Origin of the sequence: Noviherbaspirillum phoenicis (genome assembly GCF_047237965.1) — a bacterium.
Lineage (GTDB): Bacteria > Pseudomonadota > Gammaproteobacteria > Burkholderiales > Burkholderiaceae_D > Noviherbaspirillum_A.
The window spans coordinates 169669-191448 of record NZ_JBDFLX010000002.1 but is presented as its reverse complement, the minus strand read 5'-3'; the positions used below and the strand labels follow the sequence as shown (position 1 = coordinate 191448).

The 21780-nt window shown below is 64.3% G+C and carries 17 protein-coding genes; 5 read left to right on the top strand and 12 right to left on the bottom strand.

Going from position 1 to position 21780, the window contains the following annotated elements; translation table 11 throughout:
* The first annotated feature begins 3 nt into the window (after window positions 1-3).
* Window positions 4-789, top strand: coding sequence for a DODA-type extradiol aromatic ring-opening family dioxygenase (locus ABC383_RS20520; RefSeq protein WP_413016710.1), 786 nt, complete (start codon window positions 4-6; stop codon window positions 787-789).
* A gap of 461 nt (window positions 790-1250) precedes the next feature.
* Complete coding sequence (gene oxlT / locus ABC383_RS20515) at window positions 1251-2564, top strand: oxalate/formate MFS antiporter (protein ID WP_413016708.1); 1314 nt, start codon at window positions 1251-1253, stop codon at window positions 2562-2564.
* Between the two features lie 119 nt (window positions 2565-2683).
* Here oxlT and ABC383_RS20510 read toward each other — a convergent pair whose 3' ends face one another.
* A complete protein-coding gene (locus ABC383_RS20510) occupies window positions 2684-4753 on the bottom strand; it encodes a multicopper oxidase family protein (protein ID WP_413016707.1) in 2070 nt (689 codons plus the stop codon).
* Between the two features lie 420 nt (window positions 4754-5173).
* Window positions 5174-6913, bottom strand: a complete 1740-nt coding sequence (locus ABC383_RS20505) for a bifunctional protein-serine/threonine kinase/phosphatase (RefSeq protein ID WP_413016705.1) — start codon at window positions 6911-6913, stop codon at window positions 5174-5176.
* A gap of 641 nt (window positions 6914-7554) precedes the next feature.
* Between ABC383_RS20505 and ABC383_RS20500 the strand changes: the two genes are divergently transcribed.
* Window positions 7555-8934, top strand: a complete 1380-nt coding sequence (locus tag ABC383_RS20500) for an IS701 family transposase (protein ID WP_413012379.1) — start codon at window positions 7555-7557, stop codon at window positions 8932-8934.
* Window positions 8935-9206: 272 nt separating this feature from the next.
* Here ABC383_RS20500 and ABC383_RS20495 read toward each other — a convergent pair whose 3' ends face one another.
* From ABC383_RS20495 to ABC383_RS20465, 7 genes are all read right to left on the bottom strand, one after another.
* Complete coding sequence (locus ABC383_RS20495) at window positions 9207-10019, bottom strand: formate/nitrite transporter family protein (protein ID WP_413016703.1); 813 nt, start codon at window positions 10017-10019, stop codon at window positions 9207-9209.
* Window positions 10020-10078: 59 nt separating this feature from the next.
* Window positions 10079-10426 carry a nitrite reductase small subunit NirD gene (nirD, locus tag ABC383_RS20490; RefSeq protein ID WP_413016701.1) on the bottom strand — a complete coding sequence of 116 codons (348 nt, stop codon included), beginning with the start codon at window positions 10424-10426 and terminating at the stop codon, window positions 10079-10081.
* Between the two features lie 9 nt (window positions 10427-10435).
* Window positions 10436-12964: a nitrite reductase large subunit NirB gene (gene nirB / locus ABC383_RS20485; protein WP_413016699.1), complete on the bottom strand. Its 2529-nt coding sequence runs from the start codon at window positions 12962-12964 to the stop codon at window positions 10436-10438.
* Window positions 12965-13722: 758 nt separating this feature from the next.
* The gene (locus tag ABC383_RS20480; RefSeq protein WP_413016697.1) at window positions 13723-14514 is read right to left on the bottom strand and encodes a phosphatase PAP2 family protein; all 792 of its coding nucleotides are present in this window, start codon (window positions 14512-14514) and stop codon (window positions 13723-13725) included.
* Between the two features lies 1 nt (window position 14515).
* Window positions 14516-16219: a phosphoethanolamine transferase gene (locus tag ABC383_RS20475; protein ID WP_413016695.1), complete on the bottom strand. Its 1704-nt coding sequence runs from the start codon at window positions 16217-16219 to the stop codon at window positions 14516-14518.
* 116 nt (window positions 16220-16335) lie between these two features.
* Complete coding sequence (locus ABC383_RS20470) at window positions 16336-17583, bottom strand: sensor histidine kinase (protein WP_413016693.1); 1248 nt, start codon at window positions 17581-17583, stop codon at window positions 16336-16338.
* Entirely contained in the window at window positions 17573-18256 is a 684-nt protein-coding gene (locus tag ABC383_RS20465) for a response regulator transcription factor (RefSeq protein ID WP_413016691.1), read from the bottom strand. Before ABC383_RS20465 ends, ABC383_RS20470 begins: the two co-directional genes overlap by 11 nt.
* A gap of 183 nt (window positions 18257-18439) precedes the next feature.
* Here ABC383_RS20465 and ABC383_RS20460 point away from each other — a divergent pair, with 183 nt between their 5' ends.
* A complete protein-coding gene (locus ABC383_RS20460; protein WP_194712543.1) occupies window positions 18440-18610 on the top strand; it encodes a hypothetical protein in 171 nt (56 codons plus the stop codon).
* A 112-nt stretch (window positions 18611-18722) separates the two neighbouring features.
* On the opposite strand, the gene ABC383_RS20455 is transcribed toward ABC383_RS20460, so the two are convergent.
* Window positions 18723-19886 carry a formyltransferase family protein gene (locus ABC383_RS20455; RefSeq protein ID WP_413016689.1) on the bottom strand — a complete coding sequence of 388 codons (1164 nt, stop codon included), beginning with the start codon at window positions 19884-19886 and terminating at the stop codon, window positions 18723-18725.
* 127 nt (window positions 19887-20013) lie between these two features.
* Window positions 20014-20460 carry a YybH family protein gene (locus ABC383_RS20450; RefSeq protein ID WP_413016687.1) on the bottom strand — a complete coding sequence of 149 codons (447 nt, stop codon included), beginning with the start codon at window positions 20458-20460 and terminating at the stop codon, window positions 20014-20016.
* Between the two features lie 85 nt (window positions 20461-20545).
* On the opposite strand from ABC383_RS20450, the gene ABC383_RS20445 reads away from it, so the two are divergent.
* The gene (locus tag ABC383_RS20445; protein WP_413016685.1) at window positions 20546-20860 is read left to right on the top strand and encodes a GNAT family N-acetyltransferase; all 315 of its coding nucleotides are present in this window, start codon (window positions 20546-20548) and stop codon (window positions 20858-20860) included.
* Between the two features lie 195 nt (window positions 20861-21055).
* Here ABC383_RS20445 and ABC383_RS20440 read toward each other — a convergent pair whose 3' ends face one another.
* A complete protein-coding gene (locus ABC383_RS20440; RefSeq protein ID WP_413016683.1) occupies window positions 21056-21778 on the bottom strand; it encodes a sigma-70 family RNA polymerase sigma factor in 723 nt (240 codons plus the stop codon).
* Window positions 21779-21780 lie beyond the last annotated feature (2 nt).

Sequence of the window (21780 nt, the reverse complement as noted above, 5' to 3'; positions counted from 1 at the left end):
GTCATGCCCAACCTGCCCGCCCTGTTCATTTCCCATGGCTCGCCCATGCTGGCCATCGAAGACAGCCCGGCCCGCCGCTTCCTGCTTGACCTGGGCAACACGCTGCCGCGTCCGAAAGCCATCGTGGTGGCGTCGGCGCATTGGGAGACCAGCGGCGGGCCGGCTGTCAGCCTGGCGCCGCAGCCGCAAACCATCCATGACTTCGGCGGCTTTCCGCCAGCGCTGTTTGCCATCCAGTACCCGGCGCCGGGCGCGCCCGGGGTCGCCGAACGGGTGGCAACGCTGCTGGAACAAGGCGGACAGGCCGTCAGCCGCAGCCCCGACCGTGGCCTTGACCACGGCGCCTGGGTGCCGCTGCGCCTGATGTATCCGCAGGCCGACATACCGGTCACGCAGCTGTCGGTGCTGCGCGGCGGCACGCCTGCCGCGCACCTGGCGCTGGGCACGGCAATCAGCGCATTGCGCGACGAGGGCGTGCTGGTGATCGGCTCCGGCTCGCTGACGCACAACCTGCATGAGTTTCGCGGCCAGGGCATCGACGCGCCGGTGCCGGGCTGGGTCAGCGAATTCGGCGACTGGATGCAGTCGATGCTGGCGCAGAACCAGCGCGCCGCGCTGCTGGACTACCGCCGCCAGGCGCCGCATGCCGCGCGCAACCATCCGAGCGAGGAACACTTGATGCCGCTGTACGTGGCCATGGGCGCCGGCGGCGACAGCGCCAGCGTGCAGCGGCTGCATGCCAGTTACGAATATGGCGTGCTGGCGATGGATGTCTACGCCTTTTCCTGAAGCGCCCGCATCGGTCCATACGGCTGCGGCCGATTGCACGATGACCTTTGCGTCCCCATCGCATCCCAACTGCCGGTTAAGACACCGCGCCGCGCTGCCGCAAAGGCTGCTCCCAGCCCTTTTTACGTGATATCAGGCAGTCACCACAAATTTTCAAAACTTAACCGCGGTCAAGGATAGTCAAAATCCGTTCTTCCACAATCGTCTCACCTACCGCTCCGACAGCGCTTCAACACCCGGTGGTCGCCGGGCTGGGGAGCTAGAAGAAAGGTAATCAAAATCAATAAGAAAGATGGTCGTTCACGGCGCAGGCAAAAGGCCGGGACAAGCAAGCAAACATCAACACGATTAACGGAGACAAAAATGCTTGAGGCAACATCCTTTCGAGGCGCGGGCTCGCTGCGCTGGTTTGACACCTTTCACTTCGCAGTCGCCGCATCCGGCGTGACGGGGAGCGCAAAATGAGCCAGGCTACCCTGAACGCGCAGCGCCCGCTTCCCGCCACTTCCGACAAGACCCGCTGGATACAGCTGATCGTCGGCGTGGTCTGCATGATTGCCACTGCCAATATCCAGTACGCATGGACCCTGTTCGTGCCGGAGATCCAGGACAAATTCGGCTGGGCGCGTGCCGAGATCCAGATTGCCTTTACCCTGTTCGTGCTGGTGCAGACCTGGCTGGCGCCGATTGAAGGCCACTTCATCGACAAGTTCGGACCGCGTGTGATGGTCGCCTTCGGCGCAGTGATGATCGGCTTCGCCTGGGTGATCAATTCGCAGGCCACCAGCCTCTTCGGCTTCTATGTCGGCGCTGCCATGGGCGGCATCGGCGTCGGCTCGATCTACTCCACCTGCATCAACAATGCGCTGAAGTGGTTCCCGGACCGCCGCGGCCTGGCCGTGGGCCTGACCGCCGGCGGTTATGGCGCCGGCTCCGCCGCCACCATCCTGCCGATCGCAGCCATGATCGAATCTTCGGGCTTCCAGCACACCTTCCTGTTCTTCGGCATCCTGCAGGGCTCGCTGGCCTTCGTCGCCGCCTGGTTCCTGCGCTCGCCGAGCAAGAGCGAAGTCAAGGCTTCGTCCAAGCTGACCCAGGCCACCCGCGACTACACCCTGAAGGAAGCGCTGTCGACCAAGCTGTTCTGGCTGATGTTCGTGATGTTCATCCTGGTCGTCACCGGCGGCATGATGGCAGTGGCCCAGCTGGGCGTGATCGCCAAGGACCTCGGCGTCAAGGAATTCCAGGTTGACCTGCACTTCTTCGTGATGGCCGCGCTGCCGCTGGCCCTGATGCTGGACCGCATCATGAACGGCATCTCGCGTCCGCTGTTTGGCTGGGTGTCGGACAACATCGGTCGTGAAAAGACGATGGTGATCGCCTTCACCCTGGAAGGCCTCGGCATCATCGCGCTGGGCTACTTCGGCAGCAACCCATGGGCCTTCCTGATCCTGTCCGGCGTGGTGTTCCTGGCCTGGGGCGAAGTCTACTCGCTGTTCTCGGCCCTGGCCGGCGACGCCTTCGGCACCAAGCACATCGGCAAGATCTACGGCGTGCTCTACACCGCCAAGGGTATCGGCGCGCTGTTCGTCCCGCTCGGCAACCTGATGATGGAAGCCACCGGCACCTGGTCCACCGTGCTCTATACGGTGGCGCTGATGGACCTGACCGCCGCCTTCCTCGCCATCATGATGCTGCGCCCGGTGCTGGCCAAGCATGTCAGCTTCTCGAAGAGCCTGATGATGCGGGAGAACGCAGCGGCGGCAGCCACCTGACGCTTGATCTGTCCTGGCCACGGCCAGGTTGAAAGGAAAAGCGGGCTTCTTCGGAAGCCCGCTTTTTTATTGCCCGGCTGCCGGCGCAAGGCAGTGCAGCCTGCTTCGATGTGCCATGTTCAAAGCACGATCAGAGGCCGCATCATGTCATGCTCCTCGTGCTCGAGGATATGGCAATGCCATACATACTCGTTGCCTCCGGTGCGCGGGCTGGCCGGCACCGGGAACGCGACAACCGGAAGGTCGAAGCGCATCGCCACCCGCGTGACCTCGCCGGGATTCATCCGCACCGTTTCCTTCCATCCCAGCTCGTTCGGGTCCGGCGCCATAGGCTTGCCCAGGTATCGGATGGCGGCAAAACCCGCGAAGGGAATGTTCTGTCCCTTCGGATACGTCTTGTCGGAGAAGCGCTGGCGGCTCAGCACCTGCACGTTCACCAGATGGAAATGGATCGGGTGGGTGTCGGCAGTCAGATTGGCAATCTCCCATACCTCCGTCGTGCCGGCATTGATGATTTCGGTCGGCGCGGCATCGTAGGGCTGACCGAACTGCGCTTCCTTGCCGGCGATCGACACCGGTTCGTCGGTGCCGAGAAACTGTATCAGCCGGCCGAATTCGTCGAAGGCTTCATTCAGTGTCAGATGGCGAACATGGACGCCTGGCGGCGCGGGCGTCGGGACACCCGCCACCTGCGCGGCGATAAGGCGCTCGCGCTCGCGCGCGCCCGGACCCAATGTTGCGGGCAGCGTGACGGGCAGGTCAGCCGCGCCATTGTGCGCCTTGACGCGAATCTGCAGCAGCGTGCGGGTGTCGGGGCCGAATCCGGCGGCAGACATCGGCGTCTTCGGGTTCTGCGGGAAGTAGTCATTCTTGCTGTCGCCACCCGGGAAGGGCGCCGGCGCATCGTTGTACAGGATCAGCGTCGACCCGGCAGGCACGGCGCTGAAGTCGACGATCAGATCCGCGCGTTCGGCCGGCGCAAGCAATAAGGGTAGGCCGCGCGCATCTCCTACCAGCGTGGGAGCGGGCAGGAAGCCGCATTCATTGCCAATCTGGACAAAGCCCGGTCCCGCCACATTCCTGTTGGCCTCGGTCGCTTTGTCCGACTGCGCATGGACGAGCCTGGGATTGAGGAAACGGGCATTGCAGGCATTGAGCATGCGCAGCCGGTACTGGCGCTGCTCCACATCGAGAAAGGGATAGACGGTGCCGTTGACCAGCATGGTATCGCCGAACATTTCCGGCACGACGGATGGATGGGGCAGCCCCAGGCCGTTTGTGCTCGGGGTTGAAAGCGTCGCCTCGTAGGAATCCGGATACCACAGGTCGCCCTGCCCGCCGTCCGGCTCCGCGCTGGACGAGGCCGGGGCCGATCCGGCCGTCGATGCCGGCGCGAACACCTTGTCCTGGAAAGTCAGGTAGATGGTGCGCGGATCAAGCGGCCCCGGCAGGTTGTGATCGGCTGCCAGCGCAGCCTCGTCGTCGTCGGTGATCACGTAGGGCGCCGCCAGGCCAGCATAAACATTGAGGCGCGTGATGGCCAGCGCATGATCGTGGTACCACATCATGCGGGCGCTCTGCTCATTGGGATAGAACATCTCGGCACTGCCGTCGGCCGAAGGCTTTCCGGTCAGTGCCGGCCCCATGTCGACGAAACTGTCGCCGCGCGTCGCTGCCCTGTCTCCCTCGGAAGCAGGCGTCCACCAGAAATGCGGACCGCCATCGCTGGTCCAGGGCACCTTGCCGCCGTGCAGATGGACCGCCGTCCGGTTCGGGCGCATTTCGGCGCCGGGCAAGGTGGTATCGACCGGAAGAAGATGCCTGTCGGGCAGTTTGTTGATGAACGTCACCTGCACCTTCTCGTCGCGATGCGCGACGATGCCCGCGCCCAGGTGCCTCTTGACAGCGCCGTTGGTGTACGCCCATAGCCGCGTGCCGGATGGCATTGCCAGATGGAGCACGTCGCTGATTTCTTCCATCGTCACGGTGTAGTGGGTGGCGCCGCCGAAGCCCTTGCCGTCCGGCGTTGCGAACGGTATCTCGACGCCGAACCGGCGCAAAGGTTGAACGAATTTCGCCAGCGGCATGCTCTGCGTGAAGGCCCAGGCCTTTTGCATGGGAACGAACATGCCGGCCGCAGCCCCGACCGAAAACAGGCTGCCGGCTTTCAGGAAAGTTCTTCTGTCCATTTTTCACTCCAGACATGCATGCGGTTTGACGACAAGGCATGCTGCGACGCCAGTCCGATGCCGGTTCAATGAGAAAACTGGGCTGCTGTAACGACAGCCAGGCGCTGAAGCCGGGGCCTTTTCCCCAGACGTTCATCGATAGTGTATGAACCCACCGGACTGGTGGCTTTGAAGCCGAAGTTCGATCCTTGACAGGCGTCAAAATCCAGTTTGTCTTGCCCGACGCAGGCGCATCCTTATGTTGAAGCTGGCAAAGAAAGTCCCTTTCTGCCATCGACGCGCGCATGGGCATGGTCGATGGCGAGCGCCATCTTCCTTCGCGGAAGGCTGGCAGGGGATGCGCCATCCCTGCTGCAGGGACAGCATCGCCGATCACGGTCGCCGCGAAAAGCAGGTCGCCGGTCAGGGCGCAGCCCGGCTTTACATCCTGCCCATCACCACGAACCCCGCCATGAACAGCAGCGCCAATGCGAGCGCCAGCGACACTCCCTTCCAGAACAGCACCGGGTTGCGCTCCACCAGCGGCGTGTGGCCACGGTGCAGGTAGGCCTTGTTCGGATGATGCAGGTCGTACAGGAATTCGGACAACTCCTGATAACGCTTCTGCGGCTCCGGGTGTACTGCGCGGCGCAGCGTCTCGTCCACCCAGGCCGGGATCTCGCGCAGGTCGTCCAGCACCGAGTGGTATTGCAGCCTGCGCTGCGCCGCGCGGGTGGTCGCCTTGGCAACCTGCGCGCCATAGGGCAGCCGCCCGGTCAGCATCTGATAGGCAATGACGCCAAGCGAATAGAGGTCCGAGCGCGGCGTGCCTGGCTCGCCCAGAAAGTATTCGGGCGCGGCATACTGCGCCGTGCCCGGCATCTCGGCCCGTTCCAGGCGCATCGCGGTTTCCGTCAGGCCAGCCACCCGGGTCGAGCCGAAGTCGATGATCTTCACCGTGCCCGAGGCATCGATCATCACGTTCTCGGGACGCAGGTCCTGGTGCAGCATCTCCAGCCGGTGAAACGCCAGCAGGCCACGGGCGATCTGTTCGACCAGGCCGCGCACCGTGGCCAGGTCGGGCCGTGGATTGTCCCGCATCCATTGCGCCAGCGTCTGGCCTTCGATGAACTCGGTAGCCACGTACAGATAATTGCGCTTCCTGGTCTGGGCGCTGGCCTTGAGCACATGGGCATTGCTGATGCGGCGCGCGATCCACTCCTCCATCAGCAGGCTTTCCAGATAGGCCGGGTCGCCCTGCAGGTCGACCGACGGCGTCTTCAATATCTGCAGCTCACCGCTCTCCTTGTCCTGCGCCAGGTAGATATGGCTGCGGCTGCTGGCGCGCACTTCGCGCAGGATGGTATAGCCGTCGAACTCCATGCGCGCCGCCAGCATGGGCGCCGGCGGCAGCTCGGACAGCTTGCGCAGCGTCTCGCCGGCATCCGGCGCCGGCAGCGCATCGACGCGCACCAGCTGCACGGTCAGGTTATCGGCGCTGCCACGGCGCAGCGCTTCCCCGACGATCAGCCGTGCCGCCAGGTCGAGGTCATCTGCATGGGCGTCGATTGCATCGAACACGAACCCGGCATCGACATGGTCATACACGCCGTCGGTGGCCAGCATGAACAGGTCGCCCGCTTCCAGCTGCAGTTTGCGGAAGTCGATGTCGACCTGCTGGTTCATGCCCAGCGCCCGGCTCAGATAGCTGGTCTCGCGCGACACCCACAACCGGTGGTCGCTGGTCAGCTGCTCCAGCTGGCGCCCGCGCAGTTGATAGATGCGCGAATCGCCCACATGGAACAGATAGGCGGTGGCAGACTTGATCACCATGGCAGACAGGGTACAGACATAGCCGCGGTCGGGGTCATAGCGGTGCTGGCCCTGCCGGCTCTGCGCATGCAGCCAGGAGTTCGTCGCCACCAGCACCTTCTCCACCGAGGTCTTCACCGACCAGGCTTCCGAAGTGCAGTAATAGTCCTCCAGCACGCTGGTGACTGCCGCCTGGCTGGCGATCTGGCTGACATCGCTGCTGCTGATGCCGTCCGCCAGCGCAATCGCAATGCCCTTGGTGGCAAGCAGCGGGTCCCGCGGCAGCTGTGCGCCGTGGAAGTCCTGGTTGATGTCCTTGCGCCCGCGGTCGGAATGCTGGCCGACAGTGACCTGTAATTGTGTCGTCATGAAGTGTTTAAAGTTGCTTCCTGGCGGAAGAGGGACAGTAGCGGGTGCAGTTGCGGTGCCGTGCAGTTACAGTTGCAGTTGCTCTTGACGTACGCGTAGCGACAGTTGCCGTTGCAGTTGCAGTTGCTTTTGAAGTGGCAGTGAAATCCCGTTGAGCGCGCCGTGTCAGCGGTGCCCGGAGCGGGAAAAGGTGCGGCGTCTGTCTGAGCCAAGCGCAGCTTGGCGAGTTTAGCCGCGCCCCGCTCCGGGTACCGCTGGCACGGGGACCCCGCGCTAGCGGGGCGCGATCACCGGGTCGCCTTTTTTTGGTTACTTTTTTTGGCGAAGCAAAAAAAGTGACCCGGCCGCCGGGACGGATTCCCGGCTTGTCTCCACGGCAGTGCAATCGCCTTGCGTCACCCGGCGACGCCCGGGCAGCACTGTCGGTGTTGTTGTTGACGTCCGTATTGAAACTTCAAACTTCAACTTCAAGAACAACTGCTGCTTCGCAGTGACGCCTTACCCCTGGTGAAACAAGCCGACTGCACTGTCGTCATGACCAGGCCGGGTGTTCGCCCCGGCAGGCGACCTACTTCTTTTGCTTCGCCAAAAGCTGGACTTTGTCCATTTTTCCACAGCGGGTAAGCCCGAAGAGTTCTACCATGAAGCACCGACTCCGCAACGAGAGGTGCATCATGCCATCGTTCCCCGAGCTTACCGATTGCAGTTTAGTATTCCGTCCCCTGTTTTCCAAGCGGGTATGGCACTCCGTTCAGATCCTGATCAAGGGGGCCATCCTTGCTGTGGGTTCGCGCACCGTGACGGCCATCCTGCGCGTCATGGGCCTGTCTGAAGACCAACAGTTCCAACGCTTCCATCGGGTGCTCAATCGCAACACATGGTCGACCCTGCAGGCAAGCCGGCGTTTGCTCATGGCACTCATCGACGCCTTCGCTCCCTTGGGCCCTCTGGTCATGGCGCTGGACGATACCATCGAGCGCCGGCGCGGCGCCAGGATTGCCGCTCGTGGCATCTACCGCGACCCGGTCTGGTCCAGCCACAGCAATGTCGTCAAGACCAGCGGCCTGCGATGGCTTTGCCTGATGCTGGTGGTGCCCATTCCCTGGGCACAGCGTCATTGGGCCTTGCCCTTCTGTTGCGCTCTGACGCCCTCGGCGCGCTACTACGCCAACCGCCGTCGCCAGCCGGTCACGCTGACGGACCGAGCCCGTCAGATGCTGCGCCAGGTGCATCGCTGGCTGCCCGATCGGCGCATCGTGGTTGTGGCCGACAACAGCTTCTCGGTGCTTCATCTGCTTGCCGCGGTGCGGCGCGACGTGACCATGGTCACGCGCCTGCGACTCGATGCAGCCTTGTACGAACCGGCGCCTGCGCGGGTGCCCGGCACGCGCGGGCGGCCACGGCTCGTCGGCCATGCACTGCCGAAGTTGCAGCAGGTGCTGGATGCCGCAGATACGCAATGGAAAGCCATCACGCTGGCTTATTGGTACGGGCACACGCACAAGCGGCTTGACGTGGCCACCGGCACCGCCCTGTGGTACCACGGTGGCGCGCCGGCAGTGCCCCTGCGCTGGGTGCTGGTACGCGACCCTATGAAGCAACTCAAGACCCAGGCCTTTCTCTGCACCGACCAGAAGGCCAGTGCGCCGCAGATCCTGAACTGGTTCGTCAAGCGCTGGCAGATCGAAGTGACCTTCGAAGAAGCACGTGCCCATCTGGGCGTGCAAACCCAGCGGCAATGGTCTGACCGCGCCATTGCCCGGGCTACGCCCGCCATCCTGGGCCTGTACTCGGTGGTGACGTTGCTGGCAAGTCAACTGCTGACATCACAAGTCATCACGGTTCGTCAGGCAGCCTGGTATCGCAAGGAGTGCGCCACCTTCTCCGACACCATTGCCATGGTACGGCGATGGCTGTGGCAAGCCGATCATTTAGCGATCTCTGAAAAACCACCAGACATGATAAAAATCCCGACGGATTTGTTTCTGCGCCTGACTGATACGCTCAGTTACGCCGCTTGAATGGACAAAGTCCAGCAAAAAAAGTAACCAAAAAAAGGCGACCCGGTGATCGCGCCCCGCTGCGCGGGGTGCCCGTGCCAGCGGTACCCGGAGCGGGGCGCGGCTAAACTCGCCAAGCTGCGCTTGGCTCAGACAGACGCCGCACCTTTTCCCGCTCCGGGCACCGCTGACACGGCGCGCTCAACGGGATTTAAAAGCAACGGCAACTTCAAAAGCAACGTCAAAGACAACTGCAACTGCAACTGCAACTGCAACGGCCATTGCCCCCTTCCTTACCGAACGATCCGCTTCGGCGCAGTCTTGATATGCGTCGCATACAGCGTCAGCCCAGTAAAGGCCAGCCCCCCCACCAGATTCCCCAGCACGGTCGGAATCTCGTTCCAGATCAGGTAGTCAAGCAGCGAGAAGTTACCGCCCATCAGCAGGCCCGATGGAAACAGGAACATGTTGACCACCGAATGCTCGAAGGCCATGCCGAAGAACAGCATGATGGGCATCCACATAGCGATGACCTTGCCGCCAACGGTGGTGGAAATCATCGCGCCGACCACGCCGGTCGATACCATCCAGTTGCACAGCATGCCGCGCACGAACAGCGTCAGCATGCCGGCGGCGCCGAACTTGGCGTAGCCCAGGGTGCGCGACTCGCCGATCACGCCGATCGCATGGCCGACCTTGCTCGGCTCGGTCGAGAAGCCGTTGGTGAAGACGATGGCCATCAGTACCGCCACCGTGATCGCGCCCAGGAAATTGCCGATGAAGACGATGCCCCAGTTCTTCAGCACGCCGCCCAGGGTCACCCCGGGGCGCTTGTCTATCAGGGCCAGCGGAGTCAGCACGAACACGCCGGTCAGCAGGTCGAAGCCGAGCAGGTACAGCATGCAGAAGCCCACCGGGAACAGGATGGCGCCGATGATGGGATAGCCGGTCTGTACCGACACCGTGACGGCGAACACCGCGGCCAGCGCAAGGATCGCGCCGGCCATGTAGGCGCGGATCAGCGCGTCGCGGGTGGCCATGAAGATTTTCGATTCGCCGGCATCGACCATTTTGGTCACAAATTCCGAGGGCGCCAGGTAAGCCATGATGATTCCTTAAAAGACTGCAGCAGGTACAGGATGTTGATGGGATAAGTCAGTCCGGATTACAGCGCGACATGCACCACGCGGTCTTCCACCCGCACCGCATAGGCATTGACCGAGTTCTCGGGCGCTTCCAGGCATTCGCCGCTCTGCAGGTCGAAGTGGTGCTTGTAGATCGGCGAGGCAACCACGATGCGCTCGCCCAGGCTGCCGATCAGGCCGCGCGACAGCACGCTGGCCTGCGCGTTGGGATCGTAGTTGTCGATCGCGAACAGGGTGCCGGCCTCGCCGGTGACATGGAACACGGCCACATGGCGGTCGTTGACCAGCGCGCAGATGCCGGTGTTGGGCGCGATGTCGTCCAGCGTGCAGACGGGACGCCAGTTCAGTGCTTGGGATTGGGTGGACATGCTTGCTCCTTATGCGGCTTCAATGATGGGAATGACAACCTTGCGCTCGTCGGGCCGGGCCGGGCGGATCTGGCCGCGCTCCTCGACGAACACCACGTTCGGGTCGCGCTGGTCGCTGTTGACGAACTGGCGGAAGCGCTTGCGGGTCTCGGGATCGGTGACCGCGTTCTTCCACTCGCACGCATAGGTGTCGACGATGTGCTGCATGTCGGCTTCCAGCTCGGCGGCGATATTGAGTTTGTCCTTGATGACCACGTCCTTCAGATAGTCCAGGCCGCCTTCGAGGTTGTCGCGCCAGACGCTGGTGCGCTGCAGCCGGTCCGCGGTGCGGACGTAAAACATCAGGAAGCGGTCGATGTATTTCACCAGGTCGGCCTTCGACAGGTCGGAGGCGATCAGTTCCGCATGGCGCGGCTTCATGCCGCCGTTGCCGCAGACGTACAGGTTCCAGCCCTTGTCGGTGGCAATGATGCCGACATCCTTGCCCTGCGCCTCGGCGCATTCGCGGGTGCAGCCGGAGACGCCGAACTTGATCTTGTGCGGCGCCCGCAGGCCCTTGTAGCGGTTCTCCAGTTCGATTGCCAGGCCCACGCTGTCGTCGACGCCGTAGCGGCACCAGGTCGAGCCGACGCAGGACTTCACGGTGCGCAGCGACTTGCCGTAGGCATGGCCGGACTCGAAGCCGGCGGCGATCAGCTCTTCCCAGATCGCCGGCAGCTGCTCCAGCCGCGCGCCGAACATGTCGACCCGCTGGCCGCCGGTGATCTTGGTGTACAGGCCGTATTTCTTCGCCACCTGGCCAACCGCGATCAGGCCGTCCGGCGTGACTTCGCCGCCCGGCATGCGCGGCACCACCGAGTAGGTGCCGTCCTTCTGGATGTTGCCGAGAAAGTAGTCGTTCGAGTCCTGCAGGCCGGCATGCTCCTTCTTCAGCACGAAGTCGTTCCAGCAGGAAGCCAGGATGTTGGCCGCCACCGGCTTGCAGATGTCGCAGCCCAGGCCATGGCCGTGGCTGGCCAGCAGCGCATCGAAGGTCCGGATCTTCTCCACGCGCACCAGGTGGTACAGCTCCTGGCGCGAATAGGCAAAGTGCTCGCACAGGTGGTTGTTGACGGCCAGGCCCTGCTTCTTCATCTCGGCCTTCATCACCTGCGTCACCAGCGGCACGCAGCCGCCGCAGGCGGTGCCGGCCCTGGTGCAGGACTTGAGTTCGCCGATGCTGGTGGCGCCAGCGGCAACCGCCGCGCACAGGTCGCCCTTGGAGACGTTGTTGCAGGAGCAGATCTGGGCGCTGTCGGGCAGCGCGTCCACGCCCAGACCGGGCCTGGCCTTGCCATCGCCTTGCGGCAGGATCAGGAATTCGGGGTCCTCAGGCAGTTCGATCCGGTTCAGCGCCATCTGCAGCAGGGTGCCGTATTCGGCGGCGTCGCCTACCAGCACCGCACCCAGCAGGTGCCTACCGCATTCCGACACCACGATCTTCTTGTAGACCTGCTTGCGCTCGTCGGTGAACTGGTAGGCGCGGCTGCCGGCGGTGTTGCCCATGGCGTCGCCGATGCTGGCCACGTCCACGCCCATGAGCTTCAACTTGGTGCTCATGTCGGCGCCGGCAAACTCGGCGGCCTCGCCGGCCAGCTGCCTGGCGGCGATGCGCGCCATCTCGTAGCCGGGCGCGACCAGTCCGAACAGCTGGCCATTCCACAGCGCGCATTCGCCGATGGCGTAGATGTCGGGGTCGGAAGTGCGGCAGCCGTTGTCGATCACGATGCCGCCGCGCGGGCCGACTTCCAGGCCGCATTGCCGCGCCAGTTCGTCGCGCGGCCGGATGCCGGCGGAGAATACGATCATGTCGGTTTCCAGGTGGCTGCCGTCGGCAAACACCATGCGGTGGGCGGCGCCCTCACCATCGACGATTTCCAGCGTGTTCTTCTGCGTATGCACCGCCACGCCGAGTTCCTCGATGCGCTTCCTGAGCACGCGGCCGCCGAGCTCGTCGACCTGCACCGCCATCAGGCGCGGCGCGAATTCCACCACGTGGGTCTGCAGTTGCATGTCGCGCAGCGCCTTGGCGCATTCCAGACCCAAGAGGCCGCCGCCGATCACCACGCCGCTTTTGGCCCGGCTGCCGCATTCCAGCATCGCTTCCAGGTCTTCGATGGTGCGGTACACGAAGCAGTCGCGGCGCTCCCTGCCCGGCACCGGCGGCACGAAAGGCGTCGAACCGGTGGCGATGACGAGCTTGTCATAGTCCAGCACCTCGCCGCTGGCCACGGTGACGGTGCGTGCGGCGCGGTCGATCGCGGTGGCGCGGGTGTTGAGGTTCAGCAGCAGGTTGTCGCGGTCGAAGAAGCCGGGCGACACCAGCGACAGGTCGTCCGCCGACTTGCCGGCAAAGAATTCGGACAGATGCACCCGGTCATAGGCCGCGCGCGGCTCCTCGCACAGCACCGTGACTTCGGCATGGCCGATGCCCGACGCATCGAGGCTCTCGAGGAACTTGTGACCCGCCATGCCGTGGCCGATAACGACGATTTTCATAGCTTTTCCTTGTGTGCTGGAATGGGAGGATCAACGCGGCGCGAGGCCGGAGGCGGCGCGACCGTCGGTCGAAACCGGAAAGAGATAAGGGGCCGTCGGGCCATTCAACATCGCACAGTGCTGTACTGCCTGGGCCATGAGGAGCGTTGCGCCGCAGGCGCTCGCGCGGTCGATCAATTTGAACATCACACACCCGAACCATTAACGCGCGTCGGTCCGCAGCACGGGCTGCCGGCGACTGCACGGGACACCATTGTCCAAAGAACCCGCCGTTGGGTTCACGTATTCGTGAAGCAAGACTGCTTTGGCCTTGTTTAGCAAGCGGTGTGCCAGCGGATTTGAACGGGTTTTGGCCGGGCAAGCCGGCGCAAATGCGTTAAAAGGGAGGAATCAACATTGACTTGCGGCACCGTGGCGGTGCGGGCGCACTGACGCGGTGCGATGAACGATCAAATGATCAGAATGACAACGGCGCTGCCAGCCGGGGCGTTCGGCAGCGTCCGGATCAGATCATCCGATGGAACGCCGCCGGAAGGCCGGCAGCCTTGCGTCGGTCGATGTGCGACCGGGGCGGAACTGGAGAAAACGCCGGAGCGGGGCCGGCGCGCATGCCAGTCCGGGTAGTAATCAGGCATGGTGCTGCCTGGAAAAGCAGCAAAAGTTACGCACAAATTCCGTGAACAAGGCTGTGGATATCTTTACCCTGATCATCTCAAGCCATTGTTTTTCAAAGACATTCTCTTGCTGCTCAAAATCTGTCAGGCATGCCTGTCCACATACTCTTCCCGCGCACCGTCCACAGGAATCGCACCCGGCTCATGCACAGGAAGTCCACAAGCCTGGCCGGCTTCGGTGCCGGCACCGGCGCCACGCAGCGGCAGGAGGAAGCGCGCCAGCAGCAGGATCACCAGCGCGGCAATCCAGGTCGACCACAGCGTATGCGTCAGGAAGTGAGCGCCGCGCATCTGCTGCGCCCAACCCAGCGCCAAACCGGGCAGCAACCCCACCAGGAACACCAGCAGCGCCCGCCGCGGTCTGGAAGGAAGCCAGAAAGCGCAGACTGACGCCATCCACAGCGCGCTCGACGCATGGCCGGCAGGAAAACAGCGCCCGGCGGAAACGCCTGCCGGCAAGGCGTCGAAAATCCGCAGATAAGGCGCGAAGCCGCCATAACGGCTGAGGTTCCACGGGCAGTGATGGATGGAAAAATACTTGGAGACGCTGATGGCCAGGGGAATAAAGACCGAGGACAGCGCCACCACCCATATCGCGCGCCTGGCGTGGCTGGACAGCAGCGTGTAGCCGAGCACCCGGTCGGCCAGCAGCGCCAGCGGCGACACCATGCCTACCGCGATCATCAGCGCCTTTGCCAGGTGGTGCATCACGAATTCGAAGAACCAGTCGTCGCGCCAGGGGAATGCGGCGCTGGCGGCATCGTAGTAATAGTCGGCCAGCGCCAGGTCGAGCTCGGTGTAGCGGCCGACAACAACCAGGACCACGGCGGCGCACAGCAGCATGGCCAGGCAGGCGAGGAAACGGCGTTGGCTCATCTCAGTCTCCCGCCCGGACACGGCAGGCGCCGGAAAGGTCGAGCGATTTGTCATAGACCGAGGTGCTCACCGACATCAGGCCCAGCAGCGAGTGAAACAGGTTGTCATGGCTGGCCGGCTGTTGCGCGCGCTGCGCCAGGCAGGCCGGGTCGACGCCGGCGGTTGCCGCGAAGCCGGGCGTCATCCACATCACCATCGGCACTTCCGTCTGTTCCCGCGGCGCGATCGAATACGGCAGGCCGTGCAGATAAATACCGTTCTCGCCCAGCGATTCGCCGTGGTCGGACAGGTACATCATGGCGGCGTCATGGCTGGTCTGCTCGCGCAGACGCTGTATCGTCTGGCTCAGGAAATGATCGGTGTACAGCACCGCATTGTCGTAACTGTTGACGATCTGCTCGCGGCTGCATTTGCCGAGCTCGGCCTGGTCGCAGGTCGGCTCATAGCGCCTGAAGGCGGCCGGATAACGCTGGGAATAGGCCGGGCCGTGGTTGCCGAGCTGGTGCAGCACCAGCACCAGGTCGCGTGGATGGTCCTTCAGCAGGCGGTCCATGTCGTTGAGCAGCACTTCGTCGTAGCAGCGCTCGCCGTCGCAGAACGGAGCGCCGGGCGCCTCGCCCGGCCGTTGCATCTCCAGCCCGTCGCATACGCCCTTGCAGCCGGACTGGTTGTCGCGCCAGATGGTCTTGACGCCCGCATGCTCCAGCACATGCAGTACGGACTGGTGGCCGCGTATGGCCTTTTCGTCATAGCTGCGGCGACCGTAGGGCGAGAACATGCAGGGCACGGAGACCTCGGTATTGGTGCCGCAGGATTTCATCTGAGGAAAGTTGATCACGCCGGCGGCGGCCAGCTCCGGCGTGGTCTGGCGGGCATAGCCGTTCAGGCCCCAGTTGGCCGCGCGCACCGTCTCGCCCACCACCAGCACCAAAAGCCGCGGCTTGGCGCCGCGCGGCGCGGCCGCCTGCACCGCATCCTGGCCCAGCGCCGCACGAGCCAGCTTGGCTTCCCGCCCTTCGGTCGCCGCCATCCGCGCCGAGGAGACCAGCAGGCTGGCCGGGGTGATCAGATAACGCAGTTCCTTCTGGTTGCGCAATAGCGCCGATAAATCCTGGAATGACAGCAGGGTGCTGCCGCCGGCAATCACCAGCATGGAAAAAAGGAACAATCCGCGCGAAATCAGCGCCTTGCGCAGCGGACGGCGGCGCACCCTGACGCGCAACAGCAGCAGCGCCGGCGCCAGTCCGAACACCGCCAGCGCAACCAGCATCCCGGGTGACAGCAATTCACGCGCTTCCCGCACATCCGTGTGGAAAATGTTGCGCATCATGCTCACGTCGAAATAGACGGTATAGCGCTCCATATAGAAGGCTGCCAGCGCGGTGACAACCAGCAGCACGGCCAGCACCGGCTTGACGGTGCGGCGGGTCAGGAGCAGCCCGAGCAGGAAGCTGTGCAGGGCGGTCAGCAGCAGGCCCAGCGCAGCTGCCAGCAGCCAGTTGCGCGCCTGGCTCCAGTCACGGCCCTGCGCCCAGGCCAGCCACAGCCGGTGATTCGAAAACAGCGTGAAAAACACGCTCGTCAGCAAAATGCACCCTTCGCTGCTCAGCAGCGACCAGCCGGCATCGGGAGAGCGCAGGGGGGAAGCGCCTTCAGGCGCGGACCGGGAGGGCGCAATGCGCCTTGCAAATGGGAATCTGGACACCGTTGATCTGCAGCAAGATGAAAGGCCGCAGCATAGAAGAACGGCTGTTAAGACCGCGTTAAGCCGCTGGCGCGAATCCGCCTGACCAGCCGGACGGCGTCCGGATCAGCGCCTGGTCAGCTTTCCGGTTCCGCCGGCGGCAGTTTCAGCACGAAGCGGCTGCCGCCTTCCGGCGTTCGCTCGTAGCGGATGGTCCATCCGAGATGGTCAGCCACCCGCTTCACAATCGACAGGCCCATCCCGTTGCCATGAGCCGATTCCGCGCCGCCATGCACGAAGCGCTCGAACAGCCTGGCCACTACCTGGTCAGGCAAGCCGGGGCCGGTGTCGCTGATCACGATGGCGTCCGGCTGCAGCGCCACCAGCACCTCTCCCCGCTCGGTATGCTGGCAGGCATTGCGCACCAGGTTGCCGACCGCAATCGCCACCAGTTCGGGGCGCGCCCTGAGACTGACCTGGGCCTGCTCCTCGAAACGGCAAACTACCGGCTTGCCCTCCAGCATGGGTTGATAACGCTCGATTTCCTGCCGGATCAGCGGCCCAAGCGCCACCGCCGGCGTGCCGAGTTTCTCCGGCGCCCGTGACAGCCACAGCAGCGCGCTGACCCGCTCGGCAGTGTCGCGCGCCACCCGCTGCAGGCGGCGCGCGATTTCCTGCTGCTTGGGCCGGTCGTCCAGCTGGACTTCGAGCAGTTCGGCCGCGCCCAGCATGATGGTCAGCGGCGTGCGCAATTCATGGCTGACATCGCCGGCAAACAGCCGCTCCCGTTCCAGGAAGCGCTGCAGCTCGTCGGTGCGCCGCGTCAATGCCCGCGCCAGCACCCCGATCTCGTCGTTTGACGCGAGGGAAGGCAACGGCGCCGGCTGTCCGTTGCCGACCGCCTCGGCCAGCGTCGTCAGCGGCGTCACCATGCGCCGCGCCGTGCCATAGCCCAGCACCACCGCCAGCAGGATGCTGGAAATGAAGCCGATCGCAAGCGCGGAATAAATGACGAATTCGGTCTGCTCAAATTCAGCCACTTCCTGCACCACCGCAAAACGGTCGCTCCCCACGACCTTGATCAGTGCCTGCACCTGCTGGCGGTTGATCACCAGTTCATGCAGGCCGCGCGGTCTGCCGAGCAACTCCCCGGGAATGTCCTCGTTGACGTAGAAGCGCATGTCCGGCGGCGGTTCGACCGGCTCATGCCGCAGCTGGCGGCCGATCAGGGTATCGGCGATACGCTCCATCCTGCCGCCGACGACCTGCGACTCGATCACCTCCACCGCCACGTAGGACGCCAGCAGGTAAAACCCCGCCAGCACGATCGCCAGCAGCACGATGGCCCGGGCGATCCGGTGCTTCAGCGTGTATTCAGCCTTCATCGCGGCCCACCAGCCGATAACCCGCGCCGGGGCGCGTGAGCAGCATCGGCCGCCCGAATGGCTTGTCCAGCGCCTGCCGCAGTGCATGGATGTGGGTGCGCAGCGCATCGCTCTCGGGAGGATGGTCGCCCCAGACCTCGCGCTCCAGCGCGTCCCGGCTCAACAGCTTCGGCGCATGCCGCAGCAGCGCCAGCAGGATCTTGTAGCCGGTGGGCGTCAGCGCCAGCGGCTTGCCGGCCCGCATGGCCCGCCCGGTGCCGGTGTCGAGTTCCAGGTCGTCGAAGCGCAATACATACTGCACCAGTTCGTTGCGCGCCCGGCGCAGCAGCGCCTTCAGGCGCGCATCGAGTTCGCGCAGCGAATAGGGCTTGACCAGATAGTCGTCGGCGCCGGCCTGGAAACCGGTCAGCTTGTCCTGTTCGGTGTCGCGCGCGGTCAGCATCAGCACCGGGGTGGCGACGTGGTACTGCTCGCGCAGGCGGCGGCACAGCTCCAGTCCGTCCATGCCAGGCAGGGTGAGGTCGAGGATGATCGCGTCATAGGTATTGCGCGACGCGCTCTGCAGTCCGGCATCGCCATTGCGCGCAATGTCCAGCGTGTGCCCGAGCGGCTCGAAATAGGCGAACAGGTTGGCGACGATATCCGGATTGTCTTCGACGATCAGCAGATTCATGCGGCGCTTTCCGTGCCTGACCGGCGCGGCGGCGCCATGCGCGCTTCCGCTCCTACCCTGTGCCCTGCCCCGATCGATTCATGCATTTCCATTTGTCCTACAGCACCATGTCCGTTTGCCTGATTGACCCCAACGTGCGCCGCGCCGATAGTGCGGCATGCACCCACTACCAAGGAGACAGCCATGTCGGATCTGAATAATTCCAACCCCACCCCGCCGCCCGAGTCCCAGGCCAAGCTGGACAAGGCAGCCGAGGAAAGCAAGAAGCTCGACTCGCCGCAGCGCACCAATGATTCCACCATCGACCCGGAAAAACCGGTGGACGATATCCTGAAGGGCTTTCACGGCGGCTGAACCTGGCCGCCCGCCCCCGGCAACCGGGCGCATAGCGTAGCCGATTGCGGCATATGGCGCCACCCGCCAGGCGGGCGGCGCCACGCAGCGGATGCCTTTGTCGCTTGTCCGGTCAATGCCGCGGCGGGACAGCCTGCGGCTCCCCAAGGGCGATGTCGAGCATCATCTCGCCCGCCAGTGCGCCAAGTTCGGCCTTGAGCGTATCCAGCGTCAGACCGGCCGGCAGCAGCAGGTGGGCGCCAATCTTGAATGTCTGCTTGCCCGATATGCCGCTGCGCAGCAGTTCCGTATGCATGCTCTCGATGCTCACGCCGCGCTCGGCCAGAATGCGCGTGAGCGAGCTGACGATGCCTATCCTGTCCTCGCCGACCAGTTCCAGCTCCACCCCGCGCAATCCGGCGGCGACCGTGGCGGCGTCGCTCCTGGCGATGACGACCTGCAGGCCGCTTGCGGCCAGCGCCCGCAAGGCCTCGGCCAGTGCGTCGGCACGCTCGCGTGGCACTTCAAGGTGCACGGTGCCGGCAAACTCGCCGCCGAAGCGGGTCATGCGGCTGGCCGCCCAGTTGGCGTCGAAGCGCTGCGCGCGGTCTGCCAGCAGGCTGACAATGCCGTGCCGGTCCGGCCCGGTGACAGACACGATCAGCGACGTGATGGACGGCGAGGCATCCTCGGTCAGCACCACCGACTTGCGCAGCATCGGCGCTCGGGTGGCATAGCGGGTATCCTGCGGCTCGGCCGGTATGCTGCCGGTCAGGCGCGCCTGCTGCACCACCCGGCTCAGCAGCGCCAGGCCCATCGGCGCCAGGCTGCGTTCCCAGAGCTCACGCGCGGTTTCGCCCTTCTCGACGAAGCACCAGTCCTGTGCCGCAATCGCGCCCGCGTCCCAGCCGTCGGCCAGGTGGTAGATCGAGCCGCCCGCGATCGGGTCGCCTTCCAGGATGGTCCACTCGACGGCGGCAATGCCGCGGTGGCGCGGCAGCAGCGACGGATGGTAGCCGATGCCGCCCAGGCGCGAACGGGCCAGCGCCTCGTCGCTGACGCGGGCATGGGTATGGGCCGCGATGATCAGGTCGGTGCCTTCCGCAATCGCATGGCCAGGCACGATCTTTGGGTTCTCCAGCACATGGACTTCCAGTCCCGCGGCCCGCGCCGCCAGCGCAAGCCTGTCATCGGCGGCCGGTGCGACCACGCTGGTAAAGGTAATGCCCTCGTCCTTGCGCAGCGCCTCGAATACCGAAGCGCCGAAGAACCGGGATCCAACCAGAGCGCATTTCATTGTCTGAGTCCTTTCTTGATGGCTGCGCGGCCAGCTGCGCCGCCGCGCTTTCAGCGTCATTTATACAATGCATCGCAAAGCCCAATGACGATCCCATCAAGAGATCGCACCGATGATCCGCGCAGCGTCAGCCCTGTGAAGGCTGCTCCATCCGGTCACGCATGCTGCCGAAGGGATCATCGATGACATAGCGCCAGGAACCATCAGGCTGCCGGCGCACCACTTCCAGGGTGTGCAGCGCGCTTTTGACCGGGCGGCCGTCGGGCCGGGTGCCTTCCAGCGTGGCCTTCATGCGGGTAGTGGCAATGCTGCCGTCACCGCTGACGGTGGTGACGATGCGCTCGATATGAAAACGGGGCTTGAGTGCAATCAACGCGGCATTGCTGGCGCGAATCGCCTCGTGCCCGACGACTGCCTCGCCGGATTTCGCAAACAGCGCCGCGCCGGGCTCGTACAGCGCCACGCTGGCGTCGATGTCGCCCGACTGCAGTGCGGCGAGCAACAGGCGGTCACAGTCTTCGGGCTGTCGCGCCGTTACCTGCTGTCCGGCGCCGCTGGGCTTGTTTTCACTCATGGGTTTCTCCGTTCTGGCAATGGGAATGCCGGTTTGACTGCCGCTTTTGCCTATAATTTCCGCCCGGACGAATGAAGAGACGCGCATGACCACGATGACGGCAAAGGATGATGAACGGGATGCGGTGCAACGGCTCACGCTGCAGTCGTCCGGGCAGGCCGTGGCCTTCGTCGATTATTACCTGTTCGGCCGGGTTGCCATCGTGACGCATACCGAAGTCGATGCCGCCCATGAAGGCAAGGGTCATGGATCTGCGATGGCGCGGCAGGCGCTGGACCATTTCCGCAGGCAGGAATGGCATGTCGTGCCGGTGTGCGGATTCTTTGCCGAGCAGATCCGGCGCCAGCCCGAATACCTGGACTTGCTCACGCCCGGCTGCCGGCGCATCTTCGGCTTGTAGCCAGCGCCCGAAAGGCAGGGCGGGCACGGGTCTGGCGCCGCTGACTGCGCAGCCCGCGACCAGCGGTCGCATCCGCTTGCCGGTCGCAGCGCTGCACTGTCAGATCAAGTAGCGCCGACTGCCGCAGCCACCAGGCCGCCAGGCCATGCGCTGTTCACAGGAGTTCTCACCATGGTCTGATTGCTGACGCGTCGCTCACACCGACAAGTCGAGGCGGCTCTCGGCCTGGTACAGCGCGCGCAGCGCCTGCAGGGCCTGGCGATGCAGCTGCGATACGCGTCCCGCGCTGACGCCCATCATGCGCGCGATCTCGGAAAGGTCGATGTCGCAAAGATAGTGGTAGCGCACCACGTTTGCCTGGGCCGGGGGAAGCAGGTTCAGCAATGTGGCAAATACGTGCGCCAGTTCGCGCCGCGCCGTGTGGTTGTAACTGCGCTGGTCGGTCTCCTCTTCCGAGACGCTATACATGCCCGAGCCCTGCAGCATGAAGCCCACCGACAAGTTCAGCGCCAGATCCACCATCGCCTGGAATCCGTCACCCGACCCGGATTGCGCGGGGAGCAGGTCCGCCACGCGTCTGTGCAGTCTGCCCTGCCCGATGGTTTGCCTGTGCAGCTCGCTCATGGACCCGAGCTGATCGAGCACTGCGCCGCAGATGCGGCGTGAGGCAAAGTAACGAAAGGGCACGTTGCGCGCCGGGTCGAACCGGTCTACCGCCTCCAGCAGGCCCAGCACCGCCGACTGCATGTAATCGCCGAACTCGCCATGCAATCGCCCCCGCCGCTTGAACAGGCGCGCGGCCAGCATGCGCGCCAGGGGCAGGTACTGGTCCACCAATTGCAAACGCACCAGTGCATCGCGGCTTTCCGCGAAGCGCAGCCAGAGTTCCTGCTCGGACAGTCCGACGCGGCATTCCACCG